23 protein-coding genes, 1 tRNA gene and 1 pseudogene are annotated in these 23,821 nt (G+C 62.2%); 9 read left to right on the top strand and 16 right to left on the bottom strand.

Annotated features, from left to right (window positions below; genetic code table 11):
- Window positions 1-97: 97 nt before the first annotated feature.
- The 4 genes and pseudogenes from RN01_RS16680 to RN01_RS16665 all read left to right on the top strand — a co-directional run.
- Window positions 98-2,119 (top strand): annotated as a pseudogene (locus tag RN01_RS16680) (copper-translocating P-type ATPase); the annotation flags it as partial.
- A gap of 15 nt (window positions 2,120-2,134) precedes the next feature.
- Window positions 2,135-2,614, top strand: coding sequence for a Cu(I)-responsive transcriptional regulator (gene cueR / locus RN01_RS16675; RefSeq protein WP_003821164.1), 480 nt, complete (start codon window positions 2,135-2,137; stop codon window positions 2,612-2,614).
- A 15-nt stretch (window positions 2,615-2,629) separates the two neighbouring features.
- A complete protein-coding gene (gene fdx, locus RN01_RS16670; protein WP_003821165.1) occupies window positions 2,630-2,968 on the top strand; it encodes an ISC system 2Fe-2S type ferredoxin in 339 nt (112 codons plus the stop codon).
- A gap of 223 nt (window positions 2,969-3,191) precedes the next feature.
- On the top strand, window positions 3,192-3,950 hold the full coding sequence (locus RN01_RS16665; RefSeq protein WP_017642570.1) for a MauE/DoxX family redox-associated membrane protein: 759 nt from the start codon (window positions 3,192-3,194) through the stop codon (window positions 3,948-3,950).
- A gap of 74 nt (window positions 3,951-4,024) precedes the next feature.
- Here RN01_RS16665 and RN01_RS16660 read toward each other — a convergent pair whose 3' ends face one another.
- Window positions 4,025-4,219 carry a heavy-metal-associated domain-containing protein gene (locus RN01_RS16660; RefSeq protein ID WP_003821167.1) on the bottom strand — a complete coding sequence of 65 codons (195 nt, stop codon included), beginning with the start codon at window positions 4,217-4,219 and terminating at the stop codon, window positions 4,025-4,027.
- Window positions 4,220-4,319: 100 nt separating this feature from the next.
- The gene (locus RN01_RS16655) at window positions 4,320-4,802 is read right to left on the bottom strand and encodes an Lrp/AsnC family transcriptional regulator (protein ID WP_033471055.1); all 483 of its coding nucleotides are present in this window, start codon (window positions 4,800-4,802) and stop codon (window positions 4,320-4,322) included.
- A 131-nt stretch (window positions 4,803-4,933) separates the two neighbouring features.
- Between RN01_RS16655 and hppD the strand changes: the two genes are divergently transcribed.
- Together hppD and RN01_RS16645 are read left to right on the top strand one after the other, a co-directional pair.
- Window positions 4,934-6,022 (top strand): 4-hydroxyphenylpyruvate dioxygenase, encoded by a 1,089-nt coding sequence (hppD, locus tag RN01_RS16650; protein WP_003821169.1) that lies wholly within the window; start codon window positions 4,934-4,936, stop codon window positions 6,020-6,022.
- 320 nt (window positions 6,023-6,342) lie between these two features.
- Window positions 6,343-7,236 (top strand): LysR family transcriptional regulator, encoded by an 894-nt coding sequence (locus RN01_RS16645; protein ID WP_003821171.1) that lies wholly within the window; start codon window positions 6,343-6,345, stop codon window positions 7,234-7,236.
- Window positions 7,237-7,262: 26 nt separating this feature from the next.
- On the opposite strand, the gene RN01_RS16640 is transcribed toward RN01_RS16645, so the two are convergent.
- Window positions 7,263-7,556: a helix-turn-helix domain-containing protein gene (locus RN01_RS16640; protein ID WP_003821173.1), complete on the bottom strand. Its 294-nt coding sequence runs from the start codon at window positions 7,554-7,556 to the stop codon at window positions 7,263-7,265.
- A gap of 110 nt (window positions 7,557-7,666) precedes the next feature.
- Here RN01_RS16640 and RN01_RS16635 point away from each other — a divergent pair, with 110 nt between their 5' ends.
- Window positions 7,667-8,308, top strand: a complete 642-nt coding sequence (locus RN01_RS16635) for a substrate-binding domain-containing protein (protein WP_023110687.1) — start codon at window positions 7,667-7,669, stop codon at window positions 8,306-8,308.
- A gap of 48 nt (window positions 8,309-8,356) precedes the next feature.
- Here the strand turns inward: RN01_RS16635 and RN01_RS16630 are convergent, their stop codons facing one another.
- The 4 genes from RN01_RS16630 to uvrC all read right to left on the bottom strand — a co-directional run bounded on the left by RN01_RS16630 (window position 8,357) and on the right by uvrC (window position 13,537).
- A complete protein-coding gene (locus RN01_RS16630) occupies window positions 8,357-10,300 on the bottom strand; it encodes an integrase arm-type DNA-binding domain-containing protein (protein WP_017642575.1) in 1,944 nt (647 codons plus the stop codon).
- 226 nt (window positions 10,301-10,526) lie between these two features.
- Window positions 10,527-10,602: transfer RNA gene (locus RN01_RS16625), tRNA-Gly, on the bottom strand.
- Window positions 10,603-10,782: 180 nt separating this feature from the next.
- Window positions 10,783-11,382: a CDP-diacylglycerol--glycerol-3-phosphate 3-phosphatidyltransferase gene (gene pgsA / locus RN01_RS16620; RefSeq protein ID WP_008642380.1), complete on the bottom strand. Its 600-nt coding sequence runs from the start codon at window positions 11,380-11,382 to the stop codon at window positions 10,783-10,785.
- Window positions 11,383-11,515: 133 nt separating this feature from the next.
- Window positions 11,516-13,537 (bottom strand): excinuclease ABC subunit UvrC, encoded by a 2,022-nt coding sequence (gene uvrC, locus RN01_RS16615; protein ID WP_024569900.1) that lies wholly within the window; start codon window positions 13,535-13,537, stop codon window positions 11,516-11,518.
- Between the two features lie 112 nt (window positions 13,538-13,649).
- Here uvrC and earP point away from each other — a divergent pair, with 112 nt between their 5' ends.
- Window positions 13,650-14,801, top strand: coding sequence for an elongation factor P maturation arginine rhamnosyltransferase EarP (earP, locus tag RN01_RS16610; RefSeq protein ID WP_017514895.1), 1,152 nt, complete (start codon window positions 13,650-13,652; stop codon window positions 14,799-14,801).
- 129 nt (window positions 14,802-14,930) lie between these two features.
- Window positions 14,931-15,491: an elongation factor P gene (efp, locus tag RN01_RS16605; protein ID WP_008642375.1), complete on the top strand. Its 561-nt coding sequence runs from the start codon at window positions 14,931-14,933 to the stop codon at window positions 15,489-15,491.
- A 118-nt stretch (window positions 15,492-15,609) separates the two neighbouring features.
- On the opposite strand, the gene nagZ is transcribed toward efp, so the two are convergent.
- Genes nagZ through lepA form a run of 9 tightly spaced genes read right to left on the bottom strand, consistent with a single transcriptional unit; the run spans window position 15,610 to window position 23,701 of the window.
- Window positions 15,610-16,659 carry a beta-N-acetylhexosaminidase gene (gene nagZ / locus RN01_RS16600; protein WP_017514894.1) on the bottom strand — a complete coding sequence of 350 codons (1,050 nt, stop codon included), beginning with the start codon at window positions 16,657-16,659 and terminating at the stop codon, window positions 15,610-15,612.
- Between the two features lie 7 nt (window positions 16,660-16,666).
- Window positions 16,667-17,098, bottom strand: a complete 432-nt coding sequence (gene acpS, locus RN01_RS16595) for a holo-ACP synthase (protein ID WP_017514893.1) — start codon at window positions 17,096-17,098, stop codon at window positions 16,667-16,669.
- Entirely contained in the window at window positions 17,095-17,877 is a 783-nt protein-coding gene (pdxJ, locus tag RN01_RS16590; RefSeq protein WP_008642368.1) for a pyridoxine 5'-phosphate synthase, read from the bottom strand. Before pdxJ ends, acpS begins: the two co-directional genes overlap by 4 nt.
- 28 nt (window positions 17,878-17,905) lie before the next feature.
- The gene (gene recO, locus RN01_RS16585; RefSeq protein WP_024569901.1) at window positions 17,906-18,802 is read right to left on the bottom strand and encodes a DNA repair protein RecO; all 897 of its coding nucleotides are present in this window, start codon (window positions 18,800-18,802) and stop codon (window positions 17,906-17,908) included.
- A gap of 5 nt (window positions 18,803-18,807) precedes the next feature.
- Window positions 18,808-19,746, bottom strand: a complete 939-nt coding sequence (gene era / locus RN01_RS16580; RefSeq protein ID WP_024569902.1) for a GTPase Era — start codon at window positions 19,744-19,746, stop codon at window positions 18,808-18,810.
- A complete protein-coding gene (rnc, locus tag RN01_RS16575) occupies window positions 19,743-20,513 on the bottom strand; it encodes a ribonuclease III (protein ID WP_008644793.1) in 771 nt (256 codons plus the stop codon). Before rnc ends, era begins: the two co-directional genes overlap by 4 nt.
- A 4-nt stretch (window positions 20,514-20,517) precedes the next feature.
- Window positions 20,518-20,910, bottom strand: coding sequence for a DUF4845 domain-containing protein (locus tag RN01_RS16570; protein WP_024569903.1), 393 nt, complete (start codon window positions 20,908-20,910; stop codon window positions 20,518-20,520).
- Window positions 20,911-20,962: 52 nt separating this feature from the next.
- The gene (gene lepB / locus RN01_RS16565; RefSeq protein WP_017512438.1) at window positions 20,963-21,862 is read right to left on the bottom strand and encodes a signal peptidase I; all 900 of its coding nucleotides are present in this window, start codon (window positions 21,860-21,862) and stop codon (window positions 20,963-20,965) included.
- A gap of 45 nt (window positions 21,863-21,907) precedes the next feature.
- Complete coding sequence (gene lepA, locus RN01_RS16560; RefSeq protein ID WP_017512439.1) at window positions 21,908-23,701, bottom strand: translation elongation factor 4; 1,794 nt, start codon at window positions 23,699-23,701, stop codon at window positions 21,908-21,910.
- Window positions 23,702-23,821 lie beyond the last annotated feature (120 nt).

Genomic DNA, 23,821 nt, shown 5'->3' with positions numbered 1-23,821 from the left:
CTTGGAGCGCTTCTTGGAGCCTCCCATCAACATCACTACACCGCCTTCGGAAGCCGGTTAGAAGTTCCCTTCATCAACCGGCTATTCCGAATACCCGAAAAAGGACGCCGAGCGCGCCGAACTCAAGCGCGACCTGACCCTGGCCGCCGTGCTGGCGCTGCCTGTGTTCGTGCTCGAAATGGGCTCGCACATGATTCCCGGCATGCACGAGTGGGTGGCTTCCACCATCGGCATCCAGCAGAGCTGGTATCTGCAGTTCGTGCTGACCCTGCTGGTGCTCGCCATTCCGGGCTGGCGCTTCTACGAGAAGGGCTTCCCGGCGCTGTTCCGCCTGGGTCCCGACATGAACTCGCTGGTCGCGGTCGGCACGGCCGCGGCCTTCGGCTATTCGATGGTCGCCACGTTCGCGCCCAGTCTGCTGCCGGCCGGCACGGTGAACGTGTACTACGAGGCGGCCGCCGTCATCGTGGCGCTGATCCTGCTGGGCCGCTTTCTTGAGGCACGGGCCAAGGGCCGCACCTCCGAGGCCATCAAGCGCCTGGTCGGCCTACAGGCCAAGGAGGCGCACGTGCTGCGCGACGGCCGCATCGTGGACATCCCGATCAACGACGTGGCGCAGGGCGACATCGTGGAAGTGCGCCCCGGCGAGCGCGTGCCGGTCGATGGTGAAGTGACCGAGGGCCGCAGCTTCGTGGACGAGTCGATGATCACCGGCGAGCCGATTCCCGTCGAAAAGGCGGAAGGCAGCACCGTGGTCGGCGGCACCGTCAACCAGAAGGGTGCGCTGACGCTGCGTGCCACCGCCGTGGGCGGTCAGACCATGCTGGCGCAGATCATCCGCATGGTCGAGCAGGCGCAAGGTTCCAAGCTGCCGATCCAGGCCGTGGTGGACAAGGTGACGCTGTGGTTCGTGCCCGCCGTCATGCTGGCCGCCGTGCTGACCTTCCTGGTCTGGCTGGTGTTCGGCCCGTCGCCCGCGCTGTCCTTCGCGCTGGTCAATGCCGTGGCGGTGCTGATCATTGCCTGCCCGTGCGCCATGGGTCTGGCGACGCCGACCTCCATCATGGTCGGCACGGGCCGGGGCGCTGAGATGGGCGTGCTGTTCCGCAAGGGTGAAGCCCTGCAACTGCTCAAGGACGCCAAGGTGGTGGCCGTGGACAAGACCGGCACGCTGACCGAGGGCCGCCCGGTCCTGACCGACCTGGAGATTGCCGACGGCTTTGACCGCAACCAGGTGCTGGCGAAGGTCGCCGCCGTGGAATCGCGCTCGGAGCATCCGATCGCACGCGCCATCGTCGAGTCGGCCGTGGAAGGTGGCATCGCGCTGCCGACGATGACAGACTTCGATTCGGTCACGGGCATGGGCGTGCGCGCCACCGTGGACGGCGCGCGTGTCGAGGTCGGTGCCGATCGCTTCATGCGTGAGCTGGGGTTGGACGTGGGCGGCTTCGCTCGCACGGCCGAGCGCCTAGGCAACGAGGGCAAGTCGCCGCTGTACGCCTCGATCGACGGCCGGCTGGCCGCCATCATCGCGGTGGCCGATCCGATCAAGTCCAGCACGCCCGCGGCCATTGCCGCGCTGCACCAGCTCGGCCTGAAGGTGGCGATGATCACCGGCGACAACGCGCGTACCGCGCAGGCCATCGCCAAGCAACTGGGCATCGACGAGGTGGTGGCCGAAGTGCTGCCCGAGGGCAAGGTCGAAGCCGTGCGCCGGCTGAAAGCCAGCCACGGCCAGATCGCCTACGTGGGCGACGGCATCAACGACGCCCCGGCGCTGGCCGAGGCCGACGTGGGCCTGGCCATCGGCACCGGCACCGACGTGGCGGTGGAGTCGGCCGACGTAGTGCTGATGTCGGGCAACCTGCAGGGCGTGCCCAACGCCATCGCGCTGTCCAAGGCGACCATCGGCAACATCCGCCAGAACCTGTTCTGGGCGTTTGGCTACAACACGGCCCTGATCCCGGTGGCCGCTGGCGTCCTGTACCCCGCATACGGTGTGCTGTTGTCGCCGATCTTCGCGGCTGGCGCGATGGCGCTGTCCAGCGTGTTCGTGCTCGGAAACGCGCTGCGCCTGCGCCGCTTCCAGCCGCCGCTGGCGGCGGATACCGCTCATTGAGAAAGGAGGAACACCATGAACATCGGTGAAGCATCCAAGGCCTCGAAGGTCTCGGCCAAAATGATCCGCTACTACGAGCAAATCGGTCTGATCCCTCCGGCTGACCGCACCGATTCGGGCTACCGCGCCTATACCCAGGACGACGTTCACCGGTTGCATTTCATCCGGCGTTCGCGCGACCTCGGCTTCTCGGTAGCCGAGATCACGGACTTGCTGGGACTGTGGAATGACAAGTCGCGCCAGAGTGCTGATGTAAAGCGTCTGGCCCAGCAACACATCGACGAGTTGGACCGGCGCATCGAGAGCATGCTGGAGATGGCCGCGACGCTCAAGGCGCTGATCCGGTGTTGCGCCGGCGACGAACGGCCCGACTGCCCGATCCTGCACACGCTGGAGCAGCCCGATACCAGTGACAACAAGCCCGAAGCGCGCACTGGCGCAGTGCCGCGCCGCGCGCGAGCCAACGCAGCAGGAAAAAAGCCGCGTGCGCACTGAGCAGCCAGGAGAGATATGCCCAAAATCACAGTCTTGCCCCATCCTGAACTGGCTCCCGAGGGAGCCGAACTGAACGTGCCAGCAGGCACTTCGATCTGCGAGGCCCTGCTGGACAACGGCATCGAGATCGAGCATGCCTGCGACATGAGCTGTGCCTGCACGACCTGTCACTGCATCGTGCGCAAGGGGTTTAATTCTCTAAACGAAGTCGAGGAGTGCGAGGATGATCTGCTCGACCGGGCCTGGGGACTGGAGGCGCAGTCGCGGCTGAGCTGCCAGGCCATCGTTGCGACCGAAGACCTGACCGTCGAGATCCCCAAGTACACGATCAACCATGCCAAGGAGAACCACTAGGAGCCTGCGTGCTGCCTCAGGCGCACCGGCCTGCGGCAGGGTTGCTCTGGCAGATGGAGGACTGACGGCATTGCAGCCAGATAACCAACCCGTGGGCCAGACCAACCCGCGAGCCAGGTGTCTACACTCCCTTTGCACGGTCGTCGGTTAGGCTGGAAAGGTCATCAACGTCCTTAAATCCGTGACGGCCGGCCCATGGAAAGTCACACAGGAGAAGTCCTGCATGTCTGCGCCCAAGCTAGCCACGCTCTACCGAATGGTCATGCCCGGCCATACCTGCCCCTACGGGCTGAAGTCGCTCGATCTGCTCAAACGCAAGGGCTACGAGGTCGAGGACAAACACTTGGCGAGCCGCGAGCAGACGGATGCGTTCAAGAAGGAGCATGGCGTCGAGACCACGCCCCAGGTCTTCATAAACGGGCGGCGCGTGGGCGGCTACGACGACCTACGCAAATTCTTCGGCATGTCCGTGAAGGACAAGAACGCCGTGACCTACACCCCTGTGATCGCGCTGTTCGCCATGGCGGCCGCGATGGCGCTGGCGGCGAGCTGGGCGGCCTTCGGCCAGCTCTGGAGCATTCAGGCGGCAGAGTGGCTCGTGGCCTTTGCCATGTGTCTCCTGGCGCTGCAGAAGCTCAAGGACGTGGACGGCTTCGCGACGATGTTCCTCAACTACGACCTGCTGGCCAAGCGCTGGGTTCGGTATGCCTATTTCTACCCGTTCGCGGAGGCCATCGCAGGCGTCCTGATGGTCGCGGGCGTGGGGATGTGGGTGTCGATTCCGTTGGCGCTGTTCATCGGGACCGTCGGGGCCGTGTCGGTTTTCAAGGCGGTCTATGTCGATCGCCGGGAACTCAAGTGCGCCTGCGTGGGCGGGGACAGCAACGTGCCGCTGGACTTCGTGTCCCTGACCGAGAACCTGATGATGGTGGCGATGGCCCTGTGGATGTGGGCCAAGGTCGCCTACCTTGGGATGCACTGAGCGCCGCGCCAGATATGGCGCAGCGCACGTGCTCGCATCGGCCGTCCTGTGTGCATGCCGGCCACGACGCGGTGTTACTGCGCGCGCGGCGGGAAGCCAGCTTCGCTCAGGGCCGCGGCGATCTGCTCTTGCGAGGCCGAGGTCTGGACCTCGACACGGCGGGTCGGCGGGTCCGTAACGATCTTGGCGTTGGGGTCGATCGTTTGGATCGTTTTCGTCACAGTGCGGGCGCAGCCGCCGCAGGTCATGTCTTCGAGATGGAATTGCATGGAAAACTCCTTTCGGGTTGGGATGCTTAAAGTTTGATCCTTGCCACGGTTGGAAGGTCAAGCGCTATTTGCATCCCCGCCACACCAACCTGCCGAATGTTCATAGGGGCAAGGCCGTGGTGCTCTTCACGCGGTCCAGCACGAAGCTGGTCTTGCAGTCTTGCACGCTGGGGTGCTTGAGCAGCGTATCGAGCACGAAGCGGGAGTAGTGGGCCATATCTCTGACGACCACCCGCAACAGGTAGTCCATGTCGCCGGTCAGCGCGTGGCACTCCACCACCTCGGGCCAGTTCTGAACCGACGCGCGGAACACGTCCATGGGGTTGCGCTTGTGCGAATCAGAGTGCTTTTCGAGGCGCACGTTCAGGTAGGCCGTGAGGGTGAGGCCGATGCGTTCGGGGTGCACCAGGGCCACATAGCCGGCGATGACGCCAGCCTCTTCGAGGCGGCGCACCCGCCTCAGCGTGGCCGAGGACGACAGGCTTGCGTGTTCGGCCAGTTCGTCGAAGGTGGACCTTCCATTGCGTTGCAATGCATCAATAAGGCGTCTATCCGTACCATCAAGGACTATTTCTGTGCTCATTTCTTTCACCACGCAGGAATCAGGCATCAAGAAGTCTATTTGCAATTGATTTTGCAGAAATGATGTGCGGGCTTTTTCTTACCATCTAGGGTGTCCAGATTTCCACCCCAAACCCAAGAGAGACACCCCTGATGACCGACCTTTTTGACAACCCGATGGGCCTGTGCGGCTTTGAATTCGTCGAGTTCGCCTCGCCGACGCCCGGCGTGCTGGAGCCGCTGTTCGAGAAGCTCGGCTTCACCGAGGTGGCCCGGCATCGCTCCAAGGACGTATCGCTCTACCGCCAGGGCGACATCAACTTCATCGTCAACCGCGAGCCTAAAAGCCAGGCGGCGTATTTCGCGGGCGAGCACGGCCCCAGCCCCTGCGGGCTGGCGTTCCGCGTCAAGGATTCGCACAAGGCCTACCACCGCGCGCTGGAGCTGGGCGCGCAGCCGATGGACATTCCCACTGGCCCGATGGAGTTGCGCCTACCGGCGATCAAGGGCATCGGCGGCGCGCCGCTGTACCTGATCGATCGCTTCGAGGACGGCAAGTCCATCTACGACATCGACTTCGAATTCCTACCCGGTGTGGATCGCCGTCCCAAAGGCCACGGCTTCTCGATCGTCGATCACCTCACACACAACGTCTATCGCGGCCGCATGACGTACTGGGCCGACTTCTACACGAAGTTCTTCAACTTCCAGGAGATCCGCTACTTCGACATCAACGGCGAGTACACCGGCCTGGCTTCCAAGGCGATGAGCGCGCCGGACGGCCTGATCCGCATCCCGCTGAACGAGGAAGCACGCCAGGGCGGCGGCCAGATTGAGGAATTCTTGATGCAGTTCAGCGGCGAGGGCATCCAGCACATCGCCCTGCTGTGCGACAACCTACTCGATGCGCTCGACCGCGTGCAGATGGCCGGTATCCCGCTGCTGACCGCCCCCAACGACATCTATTACGCAAACTTGGAAAAGCGCCTGCCCGGCCATGGCCAGCCCGTGCCCGAGTTGCAGGCGCGCGGCATTCTGCTCGACGGCACGACCGAAGGCGGCCAGCCCCGCCTGCTGCTGCAGATATTCTCCGAGCCGCTGCTTGGCCCGGTGTTCTTCGAGTTCATCGAGCGCAAGGGCAACTACCGCGAGGGCTTCGGCGAAGGAAACTTCGGCGCCTTGTTCGAGTCGATGGAACGCGACCAGATCAACCGTGGCTCGTTGGAAATCAACCCGGCCTGATTTGGGCTTTTCCATGAAGGCAGAGCGCCTTCGGTCCTACATCTCGCGAGCCCCTCTGTGGGCTCGCGCTACTTTGGCGTCAGTACGGCCTTAGCCGCTCAAGCATTGAGCGGGTTGGGTTCGGCGTCACGTTCCGAAACAGTTGCTACCACTCTTGACTTGAGTTAATACATGAACATATGTATTCTTATTCAGATACACCGATGGCCTTTTTCCTCGCCCTGAAGAGGGACCCAGCACTACCTCGCCCCCTCTAAGCGCACTTCGGCAGCAATGCGCCGTGGCCAACCCAATGACCAGGATTGCTGAAGGACGTGCCCATGGAACTTCGTCATTTGCGCTGCTTCGTGGCTCTCGCCGAAGAGCTGCATTTCACCCGTGCTGCGGAGCGCTTGCACATCGAGCAGCCGCCGCTGTCCCGCACGATCAAGGAATTGGAAGACGAACTGGGGGTGCTGCTCTTTGACCGCGATCGGCGGGGAACGCGGTTGACGCCAGCGGGTACCACCTTCCTTCAGGACATTCGCCGGCTGTTCACCAACCTGGAGCAGGCACGAGAAAACGTCAGGGCGATCGCCGCAGGCCTAAGAGGCAGCGTGCGCATCGCCATCTCCGATGGCGCCATCGACCCGCGGCTGTCTGCACTTCTTGCCCTGTGCCGCCAGGAGGAGCCGGAGATCGAAATACGGCTCTCCGAGGTCACCCTGGCGGAACAGTTGCGGGGGCTGCGATCCGGCGACTTCGCGATCGGTTTCGCACACACTGCGGACGTCGGCGACGGACTGGTGACGGAGCCCATCTGGCAGGACCCGCTGGTGGTGACCTTGCCGATCCGGCACCCGTTGCTGGCCCACAAGGAAGTGTCGCTACGTGAACTCGTGAGTTACCCGCTGGTGATGTGCGATCCGCAGCTTTGCGAGGGCTACTGCCGCGAATTGACCCGGCTGCTACATCCCCTGGAGCGCGAGTCCACCATCGTTGAGCATGTCTCGTCGCTGGACATGATGCTCACGTTGGTCGGAGCTGGTTACGGCATCGGCTTCGCAACGGCGACCCGAATCGCGGTATGCCAACGTCCCGACGTGGTGATCCGGCCGTTGGCGCTCGATTCGGCCGTCATCATCACCTACCTGCTTCGGCCCGAAGGCGGTAGCGGACTATCCGTTCCCGTAGAGCGCTTCATCGAGCGTTTGCGTTCGCCAAAGAGCGATTAGCTACGGCGCCTGCGCCACACCCGGCGTCACGCATCGCCCTGAAGGTAGAGGTTGCGCTCCGTGGCCGTCATCAGTTCGGCCGAGCTGATCTTGAGAGCCAGGGAAATTTTTAGAATGAGAGCGAGTGTCGGCATGTGCTCGCCGCGCTCAATCTTGCCCATGTGCGAACGCGCGATCCCCGCCAAGCCCGCGAACTCATCCTGAGCAATCCCCTGATCCAGGCGAGCGGCTCGCACCGCTTGCCCGAACGCCAACGCCGGTGCGGACTCATAGGTGGTTACTCCGGCGGGCCGTCCAGGCCGAATAGTGCGCTTCTGCATTCGCAGAAGCGTCATGGAATCACTGATCTTTAACCACGTTAAAGATATCTCTTTAGTATGATGTCGGTAGATCTTTTCGATCCCCTCCCGCCGCCTCTTTGGGGGTATCCATGCATGACGTCATCAGTCCGCCCCCGAATTTCACACTCGCCATAGCGCCAGGTGTACCGTCTTCACGGCTGTCGGCGCTGCTTGCACTGCAGCGAGCGCAGGAGCCGGGCGTCGCGATGGCCGTGCGTGAAGTTTCGGATCAAGAGTTGATGACGGGCCTGCAGGAGGGCCGCTACGACGCGGGACTATCTCTTAGCGGTGCGGGGGATCACCTGACGAGTAGCCGGAGGCTATGGTGCGAAAGCATGGCCGTTGCGATACCACCGCGGTCCCGCTTAGTTAACCAGGCGAAGCTCACCATCTCAGATCTTCAGGATTATCCAATCTATCGCTGGCGGGTGGAGGCTTGCCCCTTGCTGGACGAGAGGTTGGCCTCCCTCATGCCAGTGGACCAAGAGAACATCCTGTCTGCAACTTCATTCGAGATGATGGCGCTGTGGGTCTCATCCGGCTACGGCATCGGCGTATGCGCGCAATCGCGCATCGAGCGTGCCCATCAATGGGGGATCGGCATGCGACCGCTCGCCGATGGCCCCTACAATATCGTGACGTACCTCCAACGGCCCCACGCGCAAGCCGATTCTGCTGCCAAGCGGTTCGAGCGTAGAGCGCTACAGATTGCTGGGGAAGGTGCAAGGTGATGGGCCTACGGCCGGAAGCGTCATCCCGGCCATAGGCTGACCCGTGGATTAGGTTCCCTCGATCACCACAGCGCTGTCCACTAGCCTACGAACGCTCTGCCGCACATCTTCCGGGACGGGCTGCGGGGCGACGGCCTTGGGCACATCCTCGTGATGCTGGTAGTCGCCCATGATGACCCGTACGATCGCCGGCACGTTGGTCGGCGTGACCGCATCGATGGCGGCGCGATCGCCCAGGTCAGGGTGCGGCTGGGTCAGCATGCGGTAAAGTCCCCAAGAATCCGCGTGCGGGCACTGGTTCATGAGCACCTGGGCCAGCCTGTGTTTGAGCGGCACCAGTTGCCAGTCCGGAACACGCTGTCCCCGATTGCCAAGGCTGATAGCCAGCAACTTTCCGGCTTTCAGTTCGCGGTTGATCTGGTCCTTGGACTTCCCGGCCAGCTTGCCGAACAACGGGACCGGCAGGCTGTTCGGCGACTCATAGATAGCCAGCATTTCCTCGCGCTCGCGCTGGATCGCGGACACTTCCGGCTCTGGGACATGCACCGGAGGCGGCGGCAGATGCGACAGTCTCCGGAACGTGATTCCGCCGCTGCTCGAAGTGACGACAATGGGCGTTGCGACAAGGGACTGCACGCCGGGCACAGGGGGCTCGGCCACGATGGGGGCCGCACCCACCGCCTCTTCCACTTCTGCCATCGCAGGCACCCCATCGATGCGGATGGTCAGGTGTGCGCTCGCAGCTTCTACCTCGCCCTGTTCGAGCAGGTCGAGGCGATCGGCCCAGTCCTGCATCATCCGGCGCCTCGGCTCCACGTATTTGGCGTGGTTGTAGGCCGAGCTGACCTTGTTGGGGTCGGAGTGCGATAGCTGTGCATCCACCCAAATTTTCGGATAGCCGATTTCGTTGAGCGCCGTCGAGATGGTGCCGCGGATGCCGTGCCCGGTCAGGCGCCCCTCGTAACCCATGAGCTGCAAGGCCTTGTTCAGCGTATTTTCGCTGATGCGCTTCTTGAGTTCGCTGGTATGAGCCAACAAGTACTTCTGCGCCGGCCGCATCGCGCTCAGAAGATAGCGCACGATCTCGATGGCCTGCAGAGAGAGGGGCACGATGTAGGGCGGCACGTCCTGCGGCCGCTTACCGGCCTTGCGCATTTCGTCCTGGAGCTGCTTGACGAATTGTGGCGGGATGATCCACAAGCCGCGGTCGAGGTCGAACTGCTCAGGCTCGGCCAGCCGCAATTCGCCCGTCCGCACCCCAGTTAACAACAGCAGCCGCACACCAAGCTGGGTCTGCCAGCCGCGGGGGGTGTAGAGCCGAAGCTTCTGAAGGAACTCGGGCATCTCGGGCAGGTGCAGATAGGGATTGTGGGTCACCGGGGGCTTGGGTTCGGCCACCACATCCAGGTCAGCAGCAGGGTTGACCTCCAAGCCCTCGGCAACGACCAAGGCATAGCGGAACATCTGGTTGAACCAGGTGCGAACCTTCTCGGCGGTGGTGAACGCTTTGCGCTTCTCGATCGCCGCCAGAACTCCCAGGAGCTGAGGGCGGCGAATGTCGTAGATCGACATCTTCCCTAAGGCGGGCAGCACGTCCTTGTTGAAGATGCGCAGAATCTGCGACAGGGTGCTCTGGCGGCCTTCCTTGAGTTCCTTGCGGCGATGCTCGACCCAGGCATCAAAAACGTTCCTAAAGGTGTATTCACCCGCCAATTTGGCCGCGTGCCGGCGCTGGTCACGCTCGATTTGCGGATCAACCCCCCTGGCAAGCAGGGCTTGGGCCTTATCCCGCTCGGCGCGGGCCTCGCGCAAGCTGAGGGCAGGATATCCGCCCAGGGACATACGTTTTTGCTTGCCCAGCCAGTAGTAGCGAAACATCCACGACTTACCGCCTGCAGCAGAGACCATCAGGCCCAGGCAGTCATTATCGGAGAGGGTGTAGCGTTTTCCGGTGGTTCTTGCCTGCCGGACGGTCAGATCAGAGAGTGCCATTTCGAGGCTCCTAAGTAATGACTTAGGCCCTATGCTCGTCATGGTTCCCGCTCAGCCCCAGCAACTATCCGGTAGCCGTCCCACCCGTATTCTTGTGCCTCAATTGGTCACTCAAAAACGGTAGCTGTGGGTGGATTTCCGTGGCGCTCGCTGGAATGGAAAAAGGGGCCGAAGCCCCTTTTTTCAATGACTTACAGACGTCAGTAGAAGTCTGCAGATCATAATTTGGAGCGGGAGACGAGTCTCGAACTCGCGACCTCAACCTTGGCAAGGTTGCGCTCTACCAACTGAGCTACTCCCGCAGGGCCCTGCATCTTACCGAAAAGCAGACTATCGCGCAACTTCTTTTAAACGCGCAGCTTTATGCTGCCATTTCGCGCTATGTACCGCTTATCTTGCTGCTTTCGTTTTCGTCGTCAGCAGCGAGAACGAGATTATTGCAAAGGACGATCCGGCTCGTCAACAACTTTTTGCAGCAAATCTCACTTTTGTGTTCGAGCCCCACTGATGACCTCACTGCGCTCGCGAATCTGCGGCCAGGCGAGCTTCATGTAATAGAACATCGACCACAACGTGAGCACGGCTGCCAGGTAGATCATCCAGCCGCCAAGCAGCGATGCGTCCACACCGAACAGCGCGTCGTTGAACAGCAGCAACGGGATCGCGATCATCTGCACCGTGGTCTTGAGCTTACCAAGGAAATTTACCGCCACGCTCTTCGAGGCGCCGATCTGGGCCATCCATTCGCGCAGTGCCGAAATCGTGATCTCACGCCCGATGATGACCAGCGCGATCAGGTCGGCCACCCGCCCCAGCGCCAGCAACGACAGCAATGCGGCTGTCACCATGAGCTTGTCGGCCACCGGATCGAGGAAGGCGCCGAAGGCCGAGGTCTGATTCCAGCGCCGCGCCAGAAAGCCATCGAGCCAGTCCGTCACTGCCGCGATGACGAAGAACGATGCCGCGGTGACGTTCTTGGTGTGCATCGGCAGCCAGGCCTCGGGCAGGTAATAAACCCCGACGACCAGCGGGATCATGGCCACGCGAAGCCAGGTCAGCAGAATGGGAATGTTAAGTGGCATGGGCGGTGCTAGGGCAGTGTGTTCCCGGGCAGACAAGGCCGGATTGCGATGTCGATTGCCGCGATTGTCGCCGATTTCGGACCCGACACGTAGTTTCGGGCCGAAAACCGCCCAATTCATGGGCGCGCGAGGCTCAGTGCAACTGTCGGTAGATCTCCTCGGCCAGGGTGCGCGAAATGCCTTCAACGCTGGCCAGTTCGTCGATGCTGGCCGCCATCACACCCCGCAAACCACCGAAGCGCGTCAACAGCTTCTGCCGGCGGCGCGCCCCCACGCCTTCGATCTCCTCGAGCCGCGAAGTGGTGCGCGCCTTGGCCCGGCGCGCGCGCATACCCGTGATCGCGAACCGGTGCGCCTCGTCCCGGATCTGCGCGACCAGCATCAGCGCCGCGCTGCCCTGCCCCAGTTCCAACGACGGCCGGCCGTCGGCGAACACTAGCGTCTCGAGACCCACCTTGCGTCCCTCGCCCTTGGCCACACCAACCAGCAGGCCGATATCGAGACCGAGTTCCTCGAACACCTGCCGCGCGACCTCGACCTGCCCCTTGCCACCGTCGATCAGCACCACGCGGGGCATGCGGGGCACACCATCGCCGCCATCGCCAGCCGGATCGCCACCCGCCTCCTGCAGTTGCTCGACGAGCTTCTGGTACCGGCGCGTCAACACCTGGCGCATCGCCGCGTAGTCATCGCCCGGTGTGATATCGGCGATGTTGTAGCGTCGGTACTCGCTGTTCTGCATCTCGTGATGATGGAACACCACGCACGATGCCTGCGTGGCCTCGCCGGCGGTGTGACTGATATCGAAACACTCGATGCGCAATGTCGCCAGGTCCTCCAGGTCGAGGCCGATGGTTTCGGCCAGCGCACGCGTGCGCGCCTCCTGACTGCCCTGCTCTGCCAGCCGGCGTGCCAGGGCCAAACCCGCACCCTGCGCGGCCATCTCCAGCCAGGTCTTGCGCTGACCCTGCGGCTGGCGCACCAGCGTGATCTTCCGGCCCGCCTGCATCGACAGGGCCTCGACCAACGCGGAATCGGCCGGCCGATGACTCACCACCACGATGGGCGGTGGCACCTGATCCAGATAGTGCTGCACCATGAAAGCGGACAACACGCGCGCGGCGATGCGGTCGATGGGCAACGGATCCGTATCGGCAGCCGCTCCTTCATGCGCGCTACCTTCCACCTCGTCCCCCTCCTCCACGATCATCGCCGCCTCATCGACGTGGGCCGGGAAATACGCCTTGTCGCCGAGATGACGACCACCGCGCACCATTGCCAGGTTCACGCAGGCACGCCCACCCTGCACCGCCACGGCCAGGATGTCGATGTCGCGCGCCTGACCGACTTCCTCCACGGCCTGCCGCTTGAGCACGGTCGACAGCGCGGCGATCTGGTCCCGAACCGCCGCAGCCTGCTCGAACTCCAGTTGCACCGCATGGGCTTCCATCTTGGATTGCAGACCCTCAAGCACCTCGGTCTCGCGGCCCTGCAGGAAGCGCGCCGCGTTCGACACGTCCCGCGCGTAGTCGTCCTCGCTGATCGCGGCGACGCACGGCCCGGTGCAGCGGTGGATCTGATGCAGCAGGCACGGCCGCGTGCGATTGTTGAAAACCGTGTCCTCGCAGGTTCGCAACTGAAAGACCTTTTGCAGGATCTGCATGCTCTCGCGCACGGCGTGTGCGCTTGGGAACGGCCCGAAATACTGGTGCTTGCGATCGGTGGCGCCACGGTAGTACGCCATGCGCGGGAACTTGTGCCCAGTCAGCTTGAGGAATGGATAGGACTTGTCGTCGCGAAACAGAATGTTGTAACGCGGCGCCAGGGCCTTGATGAGGTTGTTCTCAAGCAGCAGCGCTTCCGCCTCGGTCCGCACCACCGTGGTGTCGATGCGTGCGATCTTGGCCACCATCATCGCAATGCGCGGCGACAACTGCGTCTTGTTGAAATAGCTCGAGACCCGCTTCTTCAGGTCGCGCGCTTTGCCGACATAGAGGATGTTGCCGTCGGCATCGAAGTAGCGATAGACGCCAGGCAGCCCCGGCATACGCGCCAGGATCGGGCGCGGGTCGAAGGCCGGCGCGTCGGACGATTCCGGGGTATCGGATTCGGGCGACGTTGTCTCGGTGGGAGGGACGGGTTCCTGCTCGGGCATCGGGGACGGAAAGTGTGTGACGCAACGCGCCAACGTGGGGCGCTCGCTCTAGAATCGCAAGTTTAGAGCAATTCTCCCGCCGGGCTTTCCGCTGGCGGGCACCGTCATCGTCATGCCAATCCGTTCCTGGGACATCTTTTGCACCGTCATCGACAACTTCGGCGACATCGGCGTCTGCTGGCGTCTGGCGCGCCAACTGGCGCAGGAACACGGTCATGCGGTGCGACTGTGGGTCGATGACCTGGCCAGCTTCTCCCGCCTGGCACCCGAGATTGACGTGACGGCCACCCACCAGCGGCTGGCCGGTGTGGACGTGCACACCTGGGATCCAAAGCCAGAGGCACCGTTCGAGCCCGTCACGCCACACGACGTGGTAATCGAGGCCTTCGCCTGCCATCTCCCCGAGCCGTTGCAGGCCGCCATGGCCGCGGCCGATCGCAAACCAATCTGGATCAATCTTGAATACCTGAGCGCCGAGGCCTGGGTCAGCGAACATCATGCGATGGCCTCGCCCCATTCTCGGCTGCCACTGACCAAGTACTTCTTCTTCCCGGGATTTGCACACGGCACCGGGGGCCTCTTGCGCGAATCCATGCTCGGCGCATCACGCGCGGCATTTCTGGACAGCCCGGCCGCACAAGCCACGCTTTGGCACCGACTGGGCGTGCAGCCGATCGCAGGCGCCCTACGGACGAGCCTGTTCGCTTATACGAACCCGGCCTTACCTGCGCTACTCGAACAATGGCGCGACGGCGCTACGCCGGTCCAATGCCTTGTGCCACAAGGATTGGCCGCCACGCAGGCGGGTGGGTGGCTCGGCGAGACGCTAGAACCGGGGGGATCGCACGAGCGCGGCAATCTGACCCTGCAATGCATCCCATTCGTGCGCCAGGAACACTACGACGAACTGCTGTGGGCCTGCGACATCAACTTCGTGCGTGGCGAGGATTCATGCGTGCGGGCGCACTGGGCCGCCAAGCCAATGATCTGGCACATCTACCCCCAGGATGACCACGCGCACCGCGAGAAGCTCGACGCCTGGCTCGGCCGATTCTCACGCTCCGGCGTGGTGCCCGAGGCTTCCACCGCGCTGACGAATTTCACGCACGCGTGGAATGGCTACGGCCAGGCACCGGATTGGGCGGCGTTGCAGGCACAATTACCCGCCCTCACCGCTGGCATGGACCGCTGGCAGCGGCAGTTGCAGCACTTGGGAGATCTGGCCGCGAATCTCGTGGCCTTCTGCGAAAATCGGGTAAAATAACCGGTTGATTTTTATGGCGAGCCAAGTTTAAAGGCCCAAGAACAGCAAACGCCGGCTGCGCCCTTCGCCATACCGATTTCCGGGTACCTACAACGATCCCGGACCATTTTTTTCAGGAAAACAGTTCAGATGAAAATCGCACAGGAACTCCGCGTCGGCAACGTGTTCATGATTGGTTCCGACCCGATGGTGGTTCAGAAGGCCGAGTACAACAAGTCAGGTCGTAACGCCGCTGTCGTCAAAATGAAGTACAAGAACCTGCTGACGGAAGCCCCGGGCGAATCCGTCTTCAAGGCCGACGACAAGTTCGAAGTCGTGGTGCTGGAGCGCCGCGAGTGCACGTACTCGTACTTCGCCGACCCGATGTACGTGTTCATGGACACCGAGTACAACCAGTACGAAGTCGAGAAGGACAGCATGGGCGACTCGCTGAACTACCTCGAAGACGGCATGGTGGTGGAAGTGGTGTTCTACAACGACAAGGCCATCTCGGTCGAAATGCCGACGACGCTGGTTCGCGAGATCATCTACACGGAACCGGCCGTCAAGGGCGACACCTCGTCGGGCAAGGTGCTCAAGGGCGCCAAGATCAACACCGGCTTCGAACTGCAAGTGCCGCTGTTCTGCAACATCGGTGACAAGATCGAAATCGACACGCGTACCGGCGAATACCGCAGCCGCGCCAACTAAGATCTCTTAGGGCATACGCAAAAAGGGCAGCTTCGGCTGCCCTTTTTCTTTCTACGGATCCATTCCTGCTGGTTCATGTCCGGGTGGCGTCGATTCACCACCCGGCGGCCTGAGTCGCTCAAGCGATCAGATCGTGTTCCTTCAGCAGGCGCAGCGCGGCGCGGTATTCGCCTTCTTGCTGCAACTTGTTCCAGTCCAGCGGCTTGCGGCGACCGAACAGCTTGCGGATGCGCCGCTGCGAGGCCTTGCCGATCGACACATCGAGTTCATTCAACAACTGGTCCGCGCGATCCGGATGGTTGCAGATCAACACCATGTCGCAACCCGCCTCGAGCGCGGCACGTGCGGCCTGGGTAACGGTACCGGCCACGCTCGCGCCCTCCATGCTGAGGTCGTCACTGAAAATCACGCCCTCAAATCCAAGCTGGGTGCGCAGGATGTCCTGCAGCCAGTAGCGCGAGAAGCCCGCAGGGTTCGGATCGACGGTCGGGTAGATCACGTGGGCAGGCATCACAGACGCTAGCGCCTGGCCCATCCAGTCATAGGGACGGGCGTCCTGGGACAGGATTTCATCAAGACCGCGCTCGTCCACCGGAATGGCCACATGCGAATCGGCTTCGACATAGCCATGCCCCGGGAAGTGCTTGCCGCAATTGGCCATGCCGGCCAGCAGCAGTCCGTGCGTCAGATGGTTGGCCAGCATGGTCACTACACGAGGATCGGCATGGAACGCACGATCGCCAATGACACCACTGCGGCCATAGTCGAGGTCGAGCACCGGGGTGAAGCTCAGATCGATGTCGCAGGCACGCAGTTCGGCCGCCAGCACGTAGCCGCAAGCCATTGCCACTTTGGTGGCAGCCAGCACGTCACGGTCCCACAGCGCCCCAAGCCGGGACATCGCCGGCAGGTGCGTGAAGCCATCGGTCTTGGCGCGCTGCACGCGACCACCTTCATGGTCGATGCAGATGAGCGCATCGTCGCGGACTTCACGAATGGCCCGCGTCAGCGCCACCAGTTGCGCGCGCGATTCGAAGTTGCGCGCAAACAGGATCACGCCACCCGTCAGCGGGTGGGCAATGCGACGCGCATCGTCGGCGGTGAGTTCCTTGCCCACGACGTCGAGCACTACCGGGCCCGGCCGCTTGCCGGAGACTTTCTTGTTCATATCGAATTCAGTTCGAAGCGGGTTCGGATTGCGGGGCCGCCAGCTGGCCACCCCGCTCGGCGATCGCGAACGCGACCGCATATTCATGTTCATCACTGACACTGACACGAACGGTCAGGCCGCGTTCCCGCACCCATTCCGCCAGTTCACCAGTGCAATGCGGCGCGGGCTCGCCCGATGGCTGGTTCAGCAGCTCCATCGCACGCCACGTCATCGGCCAGCGCATCCCCAGGCCGATGGCCTTTGAGAATGCCTCCTTGGCCGCGAAACGCGTGCACAGGAATGCCAGGCCGCGTTTTTCCGAGCGCGCCGTGCGTGCAAGATAGATCTTCATCTCGCGCGGCCCGAGAATTTTCTCGACGAAGCGACCACGCGTGCGCTCCATCACGCCGCGCACGCGATCGATCTGGATGATGTCGGTGCCGACGCCGTAGATCACGCGGGCTGACCCGGAACGGGGTAACGGGTACCGAGGCGCGCCGCCACCATAATGGCCTTCATCTCGCGCACGGCGTTCTGCCACCCGGCAAACACCGCGTGGGCAACGATCGCGTGACCAATGTTGAGCTCCTTGATCCCCGGCAGCGCAGCAATCGGCTGCACGTTGGTGTAGTGCAGGCCGTGGCCGGCGTTGACGATCAGACCATGCTTCTGCCCCGCTTCCACGCCCGCCGCCACACGGCGGAACTCGACTGCCTGCTCGTCCGCGGTATGCGCATCGGCGTAGCGGCCAGTATGGATCTCGATCACCGGCGCCTTGCACGCGGCAGCGGCGGCAATCTGGTCAGGGTCAGCATCAATGAACAGCGATACACGGATACCCGCGTCGGCCAGTTGCCGGCATGCGGCGCTGACCTGCTCGAAATGGCCCGCCACGTCGAGTCCGCCTTCGGTGGTAACTTCCTCGCGCTTCTCGGGCACCAGGCAGACATCTTGGGGCTTGATCTCGCACGCAATGTCGAGCATCTCGGAAGTGATCGCGCATTCCAGATTCATGCGCGTGGCCAGCTTCGGGCGCAGCGCGCGCACGTCGGCGTCGCGGATATGGCGACGGTCCTCGCGCAGATGCAGCGTGATCAGGTCCGCGCCGGCCTCCTCGGCCTGCAGCGCTGCCTGGATCGGATCGGGATACACCGTGCCGCGCGCGTTGCGCAGCGTGGCCACGTGGTCGATATTGACCCCGAGGTCAATGACACCGGGGTTCGCGTGGAAAATCATGCCGGCTTCTCTCAGGAGAATTGGGATATCAAAGGTACTGCAGATCGATCAGGATCTGGCGCGTCTTCAGTGGCGCACCCTGCAAATAATAATGCAGCAGGAACCGCATCAGTGCGCGGCTTTGCGAAACGGTCTGCGCGCGCGAGTAATCATCCTGCGCCATATCCAGCAGCGTCTGTCCCGACACCACGGGCCAGCTCGATGGATCTGACGCATGCGCACGCCGCACCCCACGCTCGGGCTGGTAGACGTAATCGAGCCCTGGCTGCACCCGTTCGTCCGATCTGAGGCACTGATCGAACGCTACCGCAAAACCAGTCTCCTGCAGCAACACCCGCTCGAAGCTGCGCAATACGAAGCTGGCCGGCTCGCCATGCGACAGGCGTGTCAGCGTCACCATGTAGTGGCGGAACAAGGCCGGATGCGCGTCCTCACGCGGGCAGAATCGCAGCAGCAGTTCGTTCAGGTAGAAGCCGGAAAGCAGCGCGTCGCCGGAAAGCGGCAGCATGCCGCCCACGTATTCCGCCTTGGTCAGCGTCTTGACCTCGCCGCGGCCGGTCCAGGACAGGGCGATCGGATGAAAATGCTGCAGCACCGCGCGCAGTGCGGAATGCGGCCGTTTGGCCCCTTTCGCAACCATGGCCACGCGACCGTGATCGCGCGTGAAGACATCGAGAACCAGACTGGTTTCGCGATAAGGATGCGCATGAAGCACGAAGCCCGCCTCATTGGTGACGCGCAGTTCCGAGCGAGCCGGAACGATACGCATCGCGCGATCCATCATTTCGCGGCCGGCTGCCACCGAGGGGCTGACCGCCGCGTTCATGGCAGGTACCGCGCCAGACCCCAGCAGCTCCGCGGCTTCCTCGGCAATCGGGTCGGCACTGCGCGCACGCGGCGCGGCAGCGCGGCGCACGTCAGGCATCTTGCTCACTCGTAGCCGTAAGCGCGCAGTCTGGCTTCGTTATCGGCCCAGCCGCTCTTGACCTTGATCCACATCTCCAGGTAGACCTTGCCATCGAACAGCTTCTCCATATCCAGGCGTGCCTCGGTGGAGATCTGCTTGAGCTTGGCGCCCTTGTTGCCGATGATCATCGCCTTGTGCGCGTCGCGTTCGACCAGGATCGTCGCGAAAATCCTGCGCAGGCGCCCTTCGGTCTCGAATTTGTCGATCACGACGGTGCTGGTGTAAGGCAGTTCGTCGCCGGTCCAGCGGAACACCTTTTCGCGGATGATCTCGGACGCCAGGAAGCGCTCGCTGCGATCGGTCATTGCATCGACGTCGTACATCGGCTCGCCTTCCGGCAGATACGGCCGAATGATCGCCAGCAGACGCTGGATATGATCGTGCGTCTTGGCCGACATCGGCACCACCTCCCGGAACGGGAAGCGCTGCCCCATCTGCTCGAGGAACGGCATCATGACTTCGCTGCGGCCTTCGCCGATTCGGTCAAGCTTGTTGCAGACCAGCAGCACCGGAACGTTCTTGGGGAGCAGCGACAGCACCTTCTCGTCATCGGGGCCGAAATAGCCGGCTTCGACGACAAACAGCACGATATCGACCGACGACAGCGTCGACGTCACGGCGCGGTTCAGGGAACGGTTCAGCGCGCTGGCGTGGCGGGTCTGGAAACCAGGTGTATCCGCGAACACATACTGGGTATCATCGGTCGTCTGAATACCGACGATACGATGCCGCGTGGTCTGCGCCTTGCGTGACGTGATGCTGATCTTCTGGCCGACCAGCGCGTTCATCAGCGTGGACTTGCCAACATTCGGACGGCCAACGATGGCCACCGTGCCGCAGCGAAATGCCACGGCACCTGAGGGTTCCGCCGCATCTTGCTGCGGAGGGAGAGAATCGGTCATTCCTTCAACCTGAGAGACAACTGGGGATCGGGCGGCACCGGCTGCTTGCGCGTCTTGCCCGTACGTTCGGCACGGCTGCGCTTGAGCAACTGCGGCACGAGCTTCTGGACTTCGTCGAGCGCGAGCTTGGCCGCGGCCTGTTCGGCGGCGCGACGCGACGCGCCGGTCCCGAACACGCGCACCTCCAGTTTAGGCACGATGCATTCGACTTCAAATTGCTGGCTGTGCGCCGCACCGTGCGTGGCGATGACGTTGTATTGCGGCAGGGCAATCTTGTGGCCCTGCAGATACTCCTGGAGCAGCGTCTTGGCGTCCTTGCCCAGCGTGCGTGGGTCCACCTGCTCCAGGATCGGAATATACAGCTTGCGGATCAACGCGCGTGCCGCGTCGAACCCCGCATCAAGAAACACGGCACCAACGATAGCCTCGAGCGCATCGGCAAGAATCGAGGGGCGGCGGAAACCACCACTCTTCAGCTCGCCTTCACCCAGACGCAGCGCATCGGAAAGCTGCAGCATCTGGGCGATCTCGTAGAGCGCCTGCTGCTTGACCAGATTGGCCCGCACCCGTGAAAGATCGCCTTCGTCGAGCTTGCCAAACATGCCAAAGAGCATATCGGCCACGGCGCAGTTCAATACCGAGTCGCCCAGGAATTCCAGGCGCTCGTTGTGCTGGGCGCTATGGCTGCGATGCGTGAGCGCCTGCTGCAGCAATTCGGGCTTGCTGAATCGGTAGCCGAGACGTTGCTGCAAGGCGTCGAGGGTCATGTCGTTACTGCGTTCCCGAGTAGGTAATCAAAAAACTCAACGGACCATAAATCTGAACTTCGGTCCGGTACTCGAAGCCGACCGCGCGGATCCGCCCGGTTTCGTCCTCTTCAATATCCAGATCCTCGCCCTTGAGCGATGAAATGCGATCAATCGCGGCCTGTTTGTCGAAACTGGCTGCGACGTCACTACGTTTGGTACCAGTACCCTTGGCATAGTTGACGGCGCGCTTGATGGAGAAATACTCGATCAGGCTTGGAATTACCTTCAACGCCGGTACGGCGACCGCCCCCACAATGATGACAACGACAAGCAACGATCCCAGCGAGAATCCACGCGCCCGATGAATCACATCGAAACGAACTCGCCCCGGAGAACCCAACCGCTTTTGACCCATGTTGCGCTTCCCTCTTTTTGAGTGTCTTGCGCCGCGTGAAACCGTATGAGCGTTACTTGAACGACCCCACGCGCCCGAAATTACCCAGATTCATCCAGATCAGGAACGCCTTGCCCACGATATTCTGATCAGGCACGAACCCCCAGTATCTGGAATCCAGGCTGTTATCCCGGTTGTCACCCATTACAAAATAGTGACCTTCCGGCACTTTACACGTCACGCCCTGCTGATTGTAAGTGCAGTTTTCGCGGAACGGAAAATCGGGATCGGCACCGGCCACAAAGGCGGGGCGATCATTGTCATTCAGGATGCCGTGCTGGGGACCTCCCGGCAACTTCTCGACAAAATGCTTCGAGTACGCCAGACGTTCTTCGTCGAGATAATCCGGCAGCGGGCTGTACTCGGCCGGCTTACCATTGATCGTCAGCTTCTTGTTTTCGTACTGCACCACATCGCCCGGTACGCCGATCACGCGCTTGATGTAGTCGAGCGACTCGTCCCGCGGATAGCGGAACACCATGACATCGCCGCGCTGGGGCTCGCCGAGGCTGATGATCTTCTTGTTCACGACCGGCAGACGAATGCCATAGTCGTACTTGTTGACCAGGATGAAGTCGCCAATCAGTAGCGTGGGGATCATCGATCCCGACGGAATCTTGAACGGCTCCACCACGAACGAGCGCAGCACGAACACCGCCAGGATCACCGGGAAGAAGCTCGCCGAATATTCCAGCCACCACGGTTGGCGCAGCTTCTCTTCCGCCAGACGCGCACGCGAGCGATCGATGTCTGCGCCGCCCTGCATCGACTGCATGTCATTACGACGCGCATCGAATTCGGCCAGCGCGAGTTGCGCCACGCTCCGGCGCTGTCGCTCGAACACCAGCTTGTCCGCGACCCAGGCTATGCCTGTGATGACCACCAGCACAAAAAGTATCAGTGCAAAATTCATAACGGCTTCAAGTGATGTCGATGTTGTGTCGTCGCTGGGGCGCGCTTACTTGTCGTCCACCTGCAGGATCGCCAGGAAGGCCTCCTGCGGGATTTCGACGGTCCCCACCTGCTTCATCCGCTTCTTGCCTGCTTTCTGCTTTTCCAGCAGCTTCTTCTTCCGGCTGATATCGCCGCCGTAGCATTTGGCCAGCACGTTCTTGCGCAGCGCTTTCACGTTCTCGCGCGCGATGATATTCGAGCCGATGGCGGCCTGGATGGCCACGTCGTACATCTGACGCGGGATGATCTCGCGCATCTTGGCCGCCACCTCGCGACCGCGATACTGCGAGTTTGAACGGTGCACGATCACGGACAAGGCATCGACCTTGTCGCTGTTGATCAAGATATCCACCTTCACCACATCCGACTGCCGGTATTCCTTGAACTCGTAATCCATTGATGCGTAGCCGCGCGATACCGACTTCAGGCGATCGAAGAAATCCATCACGATTTCCGCCATCGGGATCTCGTACGTGAGCTGCACTTGCTTGCCGTGATAGCTCATATTGATCTGCGCGCCCCGCTTCTGCGTGCACAGCGTCATCACCGAGCCGACATAATCCTGCGGCATATACAGATTGACCGTGACGATCGGCTCGAGAATGGCTTCGATCTTGCTCGGATCGGGCATCTTGGCCGGGTTCTCGACGGTCAACACCGTGCCATCACGCTGCTGAACCTGATAGACCACGGTCGGCGCGGTCGTGATCAGGTCCATGTCGAATTCACGCTCCAGACGCTCCTGCACGATCTCCATGTGCAGCAGACCCAGGAAGCCGCAGCGGAAACCGAAGCCGAGTGCCTGCGAGACTTCCGGCTCGAACTGCAGCGATGCATCGTTCAGACGCAGCTTCTCGAGCGATTCGCGCAGGGCCTCGTACTGATTCGATTCCACGGGGTACAGCCCCGCGAACACCTGCGGCTTGACTTCCTTGAAGCCCGGCAGCGGCGCTTCGGCGCGGCGCGTCATAGTGGTGATCGTGTCGCCAACTTTGGCTGCCTTCAACTCCTTGATGCCGGCAATCACGAAACCCACCTGCCCCGCCGTCAGCTCATCTCGCTGGATCGACTTCGGCGAGAACACACCGACCTGCTCCACCAGATGCTGGGCGCCGGTGGCCATCAGCAGAACCTTGTCCTTGGGGCGAAGCGTGCCGTTGACCACGCGCACCAGCATCACCACGCCAACGTAGTTGTCGAACCAGGAATCGATGATCAGCGCCTGTAGCGGCGCGGCGACGTCACCCTTGGGGGGCGGAACCTTGGCGATCAGCGCCTCGATCACGTCTTCCACGCCCTGGCCGGTCTTGGCCGAGCACGGCGTGGCGTCCTGTGCGTCGATGCCGATCACGTCCTCGATCTCCTGGATCGCATTGGCCGGGTCGGCCTGCGGCAGATCGATCTTGTTCAGCACGGGCACGACTTCGACGCCCAGTTCGATGGCCGTGTAGCAGTTGGCAACGGTCTGGGCTTCCACGCCCTGCGAAGCGTCGACCACTAGCAGCGCGCCTTCGCATGCGGACAGGGAGCGGCTGACTTCGTAGCTGAAGTCGACGTGTCCCGGCGTATCGATCAGATTCAGGTTGTAGACCTGGCCGTCGCGCGCCTTGTAGCTCAGCGCGGCGGTCTGGGCCTTGATCGTGATGCCCCGCTCCTTCTCGATATCCATCGAATCGAGCACCTGCGCTTCCATTTCGCGATCGGACAGCCCGCCACAGCGCTGAATGATCCGGTCGGCCAAGGTGGATTTACCATGGTCGATGTGGGCAATGATCGAGAAATTACGAATGTGGTCCATCTAACGTTCTGGGAAGCACCGGCGCGCTCATGGGTAGATCTGTCGGGCGCGGGAGCAAAAAAGTTGGGGCGCGCGGAGCTCGCGCCAATCCGCGATTTTACCGGATTTTCAAGGACTTCC

This window comes from Cupriavidus sp. SHE, from assembly GCF_000812445.1.
In the GTDB taxonomy this organism is placed as follows: Bacteria; Pseudomonadota; Gammaproteobacteria; order Burkholderiales; family Burkholderiaceae; genus Cupriavidus; species Cupriavidus metallidurans.
This window is presented reverse-complemented; position numbering and strand designations above follow the sequence as displayed.

Coding starts and splice junctions, on each gene's coding strand:
- RN01_RS16645 (WP_003821171.1), top strand. CDS start 6,343: ATGGAACTTCGTCATTTGCGCTGCTTCGTGGCTCTCGCCGAAGAGCTG.
- hppD (WP_003821169.1), top strand. CDS start 4,934: ATGACCGACCTTTTTGACAACCCGATGGGCCTGTGCGGCTTTGAATTC.
- RN01_RS16665 (WP_017642570.1), top strand. CDS start 3,192: ATGTCTGCGCCCAAGCTAGCCACGCTCTACCGAATGGTCATGCCCGGC.
- nagZ (WP_017514894.1), bottom strand. CDS start 16,659: ATGAACAAGAAAGTCTCCGGCAAGCGGCCGGGCCCGGTAGTGCTCGAC.
- cueR (WP_003821164.1), top strand. CDS start 2,135: ATGAACATCGGTGAAGCATCCAAGGCCTCGAAGGTCTCGGCCAAAATG.
- RN01_RS16570 (WP_024569903.1), bottom strand. CDS start 20,910: ATGGGTCAAAAGCGGTTGGGTTCTCCGGGGCGAGTTCGTTTCGATGTG.
- uvrC (WP_024569900.1), bottom strand. CDS start 13,537: ATGCCCGAGCAGGAACCCGTCCCTCCCACCGAGACAACGTCGCCCGAA.
- pdxJ (WP_008642368.1), bottom strand. CDS start 17,877: ATGATTTTCCACGCGAACCCCGGTGTCATTGACCTCGGGGTCAATATC.
- era (WP_024569902.1), bottom strand. CDS start 19,746: ATGACCGATTCTCTCCCTCCGCAGCAAGATGCGGCGGAACCCTCAGGT.
- rnc (WP_008644793.1), bottom strand. CDS start 20,513: ATGACCCTCGACGCCTTGCAGCAACGTCTCGGCTACCGATTCAGCAAG.
- lepA (WP_017512439.1), bottom strand. CDS start 23,701: ATGGACCACATTCGTAATTTCTCGATCATTGCCCACATCGACCATGGT.
- recO (WP_024569901.1), bottom strand. CDS start 18,802: ATGCCTGACGTGCGCCGCGCTGCCGCGCCGCGTGCGCGCAGTGCCGAC.
- RN01_RS16640 (WP_003821173.1), bottom strand. CDS start 7,556: ATGCAGAAGCGCACTATTCGGCCTGGACGGCCCGCCGGAGTAACCACC.
- pgsA (WP_008642380.1), bottom strand. CDS start 11,382: ATGCCACTTAACATTCCCATTCTGCTGACCTGGCTTCGCGTGGCCATG.
- RN01_RS16655 (WP_033471055.1), bottom strand. CDS start 4,802: ATGAGCACAGAAATAGTCCTTGATGGTACGGATAGACGCCTTATTGAT.
- lepB (WP_017512438.1), bottom strand. CDS start 21,862: ATGAATTTTGCACTGATACTTTTTGTGCTGGTGGTCATCACAGGCATA.
- RN01_RS16630 (WP_017642575.1), bottom strand. CDS start 10,300: ATGGCACTCTCTGATCTGACCGTCCGGCAGGCAAGAACCACCGGAAAA.
- RN01_RS16635 (WP_023110687.1), top strand. CDS start 7,667: ATGCATGACGTCATCAGTCCGCCCCCGAATTTCACACTCGCCATAGCG.
- fdx (WP_003821165.1), top strand. CDS start 2,630: ATGCCCAAAATCACAGTCTTGCCCCATCCTGAACTGGCTCCCGAGGGA.
- efp (WP_008642375.1), top strand. CDS start 14,931: ATGAAAATCGCACAGGAACTCCGCGTCGGCAACGTGTTCATGATTGGT.
- RN01_RS16660 (WP_003821167.1), bottom strand. CDS start 4,219: ATGCAATTCCATCTCGAAGACATGACCTGCGGCGGCTGCGCCCGCACT.
- earP (WP_017514895.1), top strand. CDS start 13,650: ATGCCAATCCGTTCCTGGGACATCTTTTGCACCGTCATCGACAACTTC.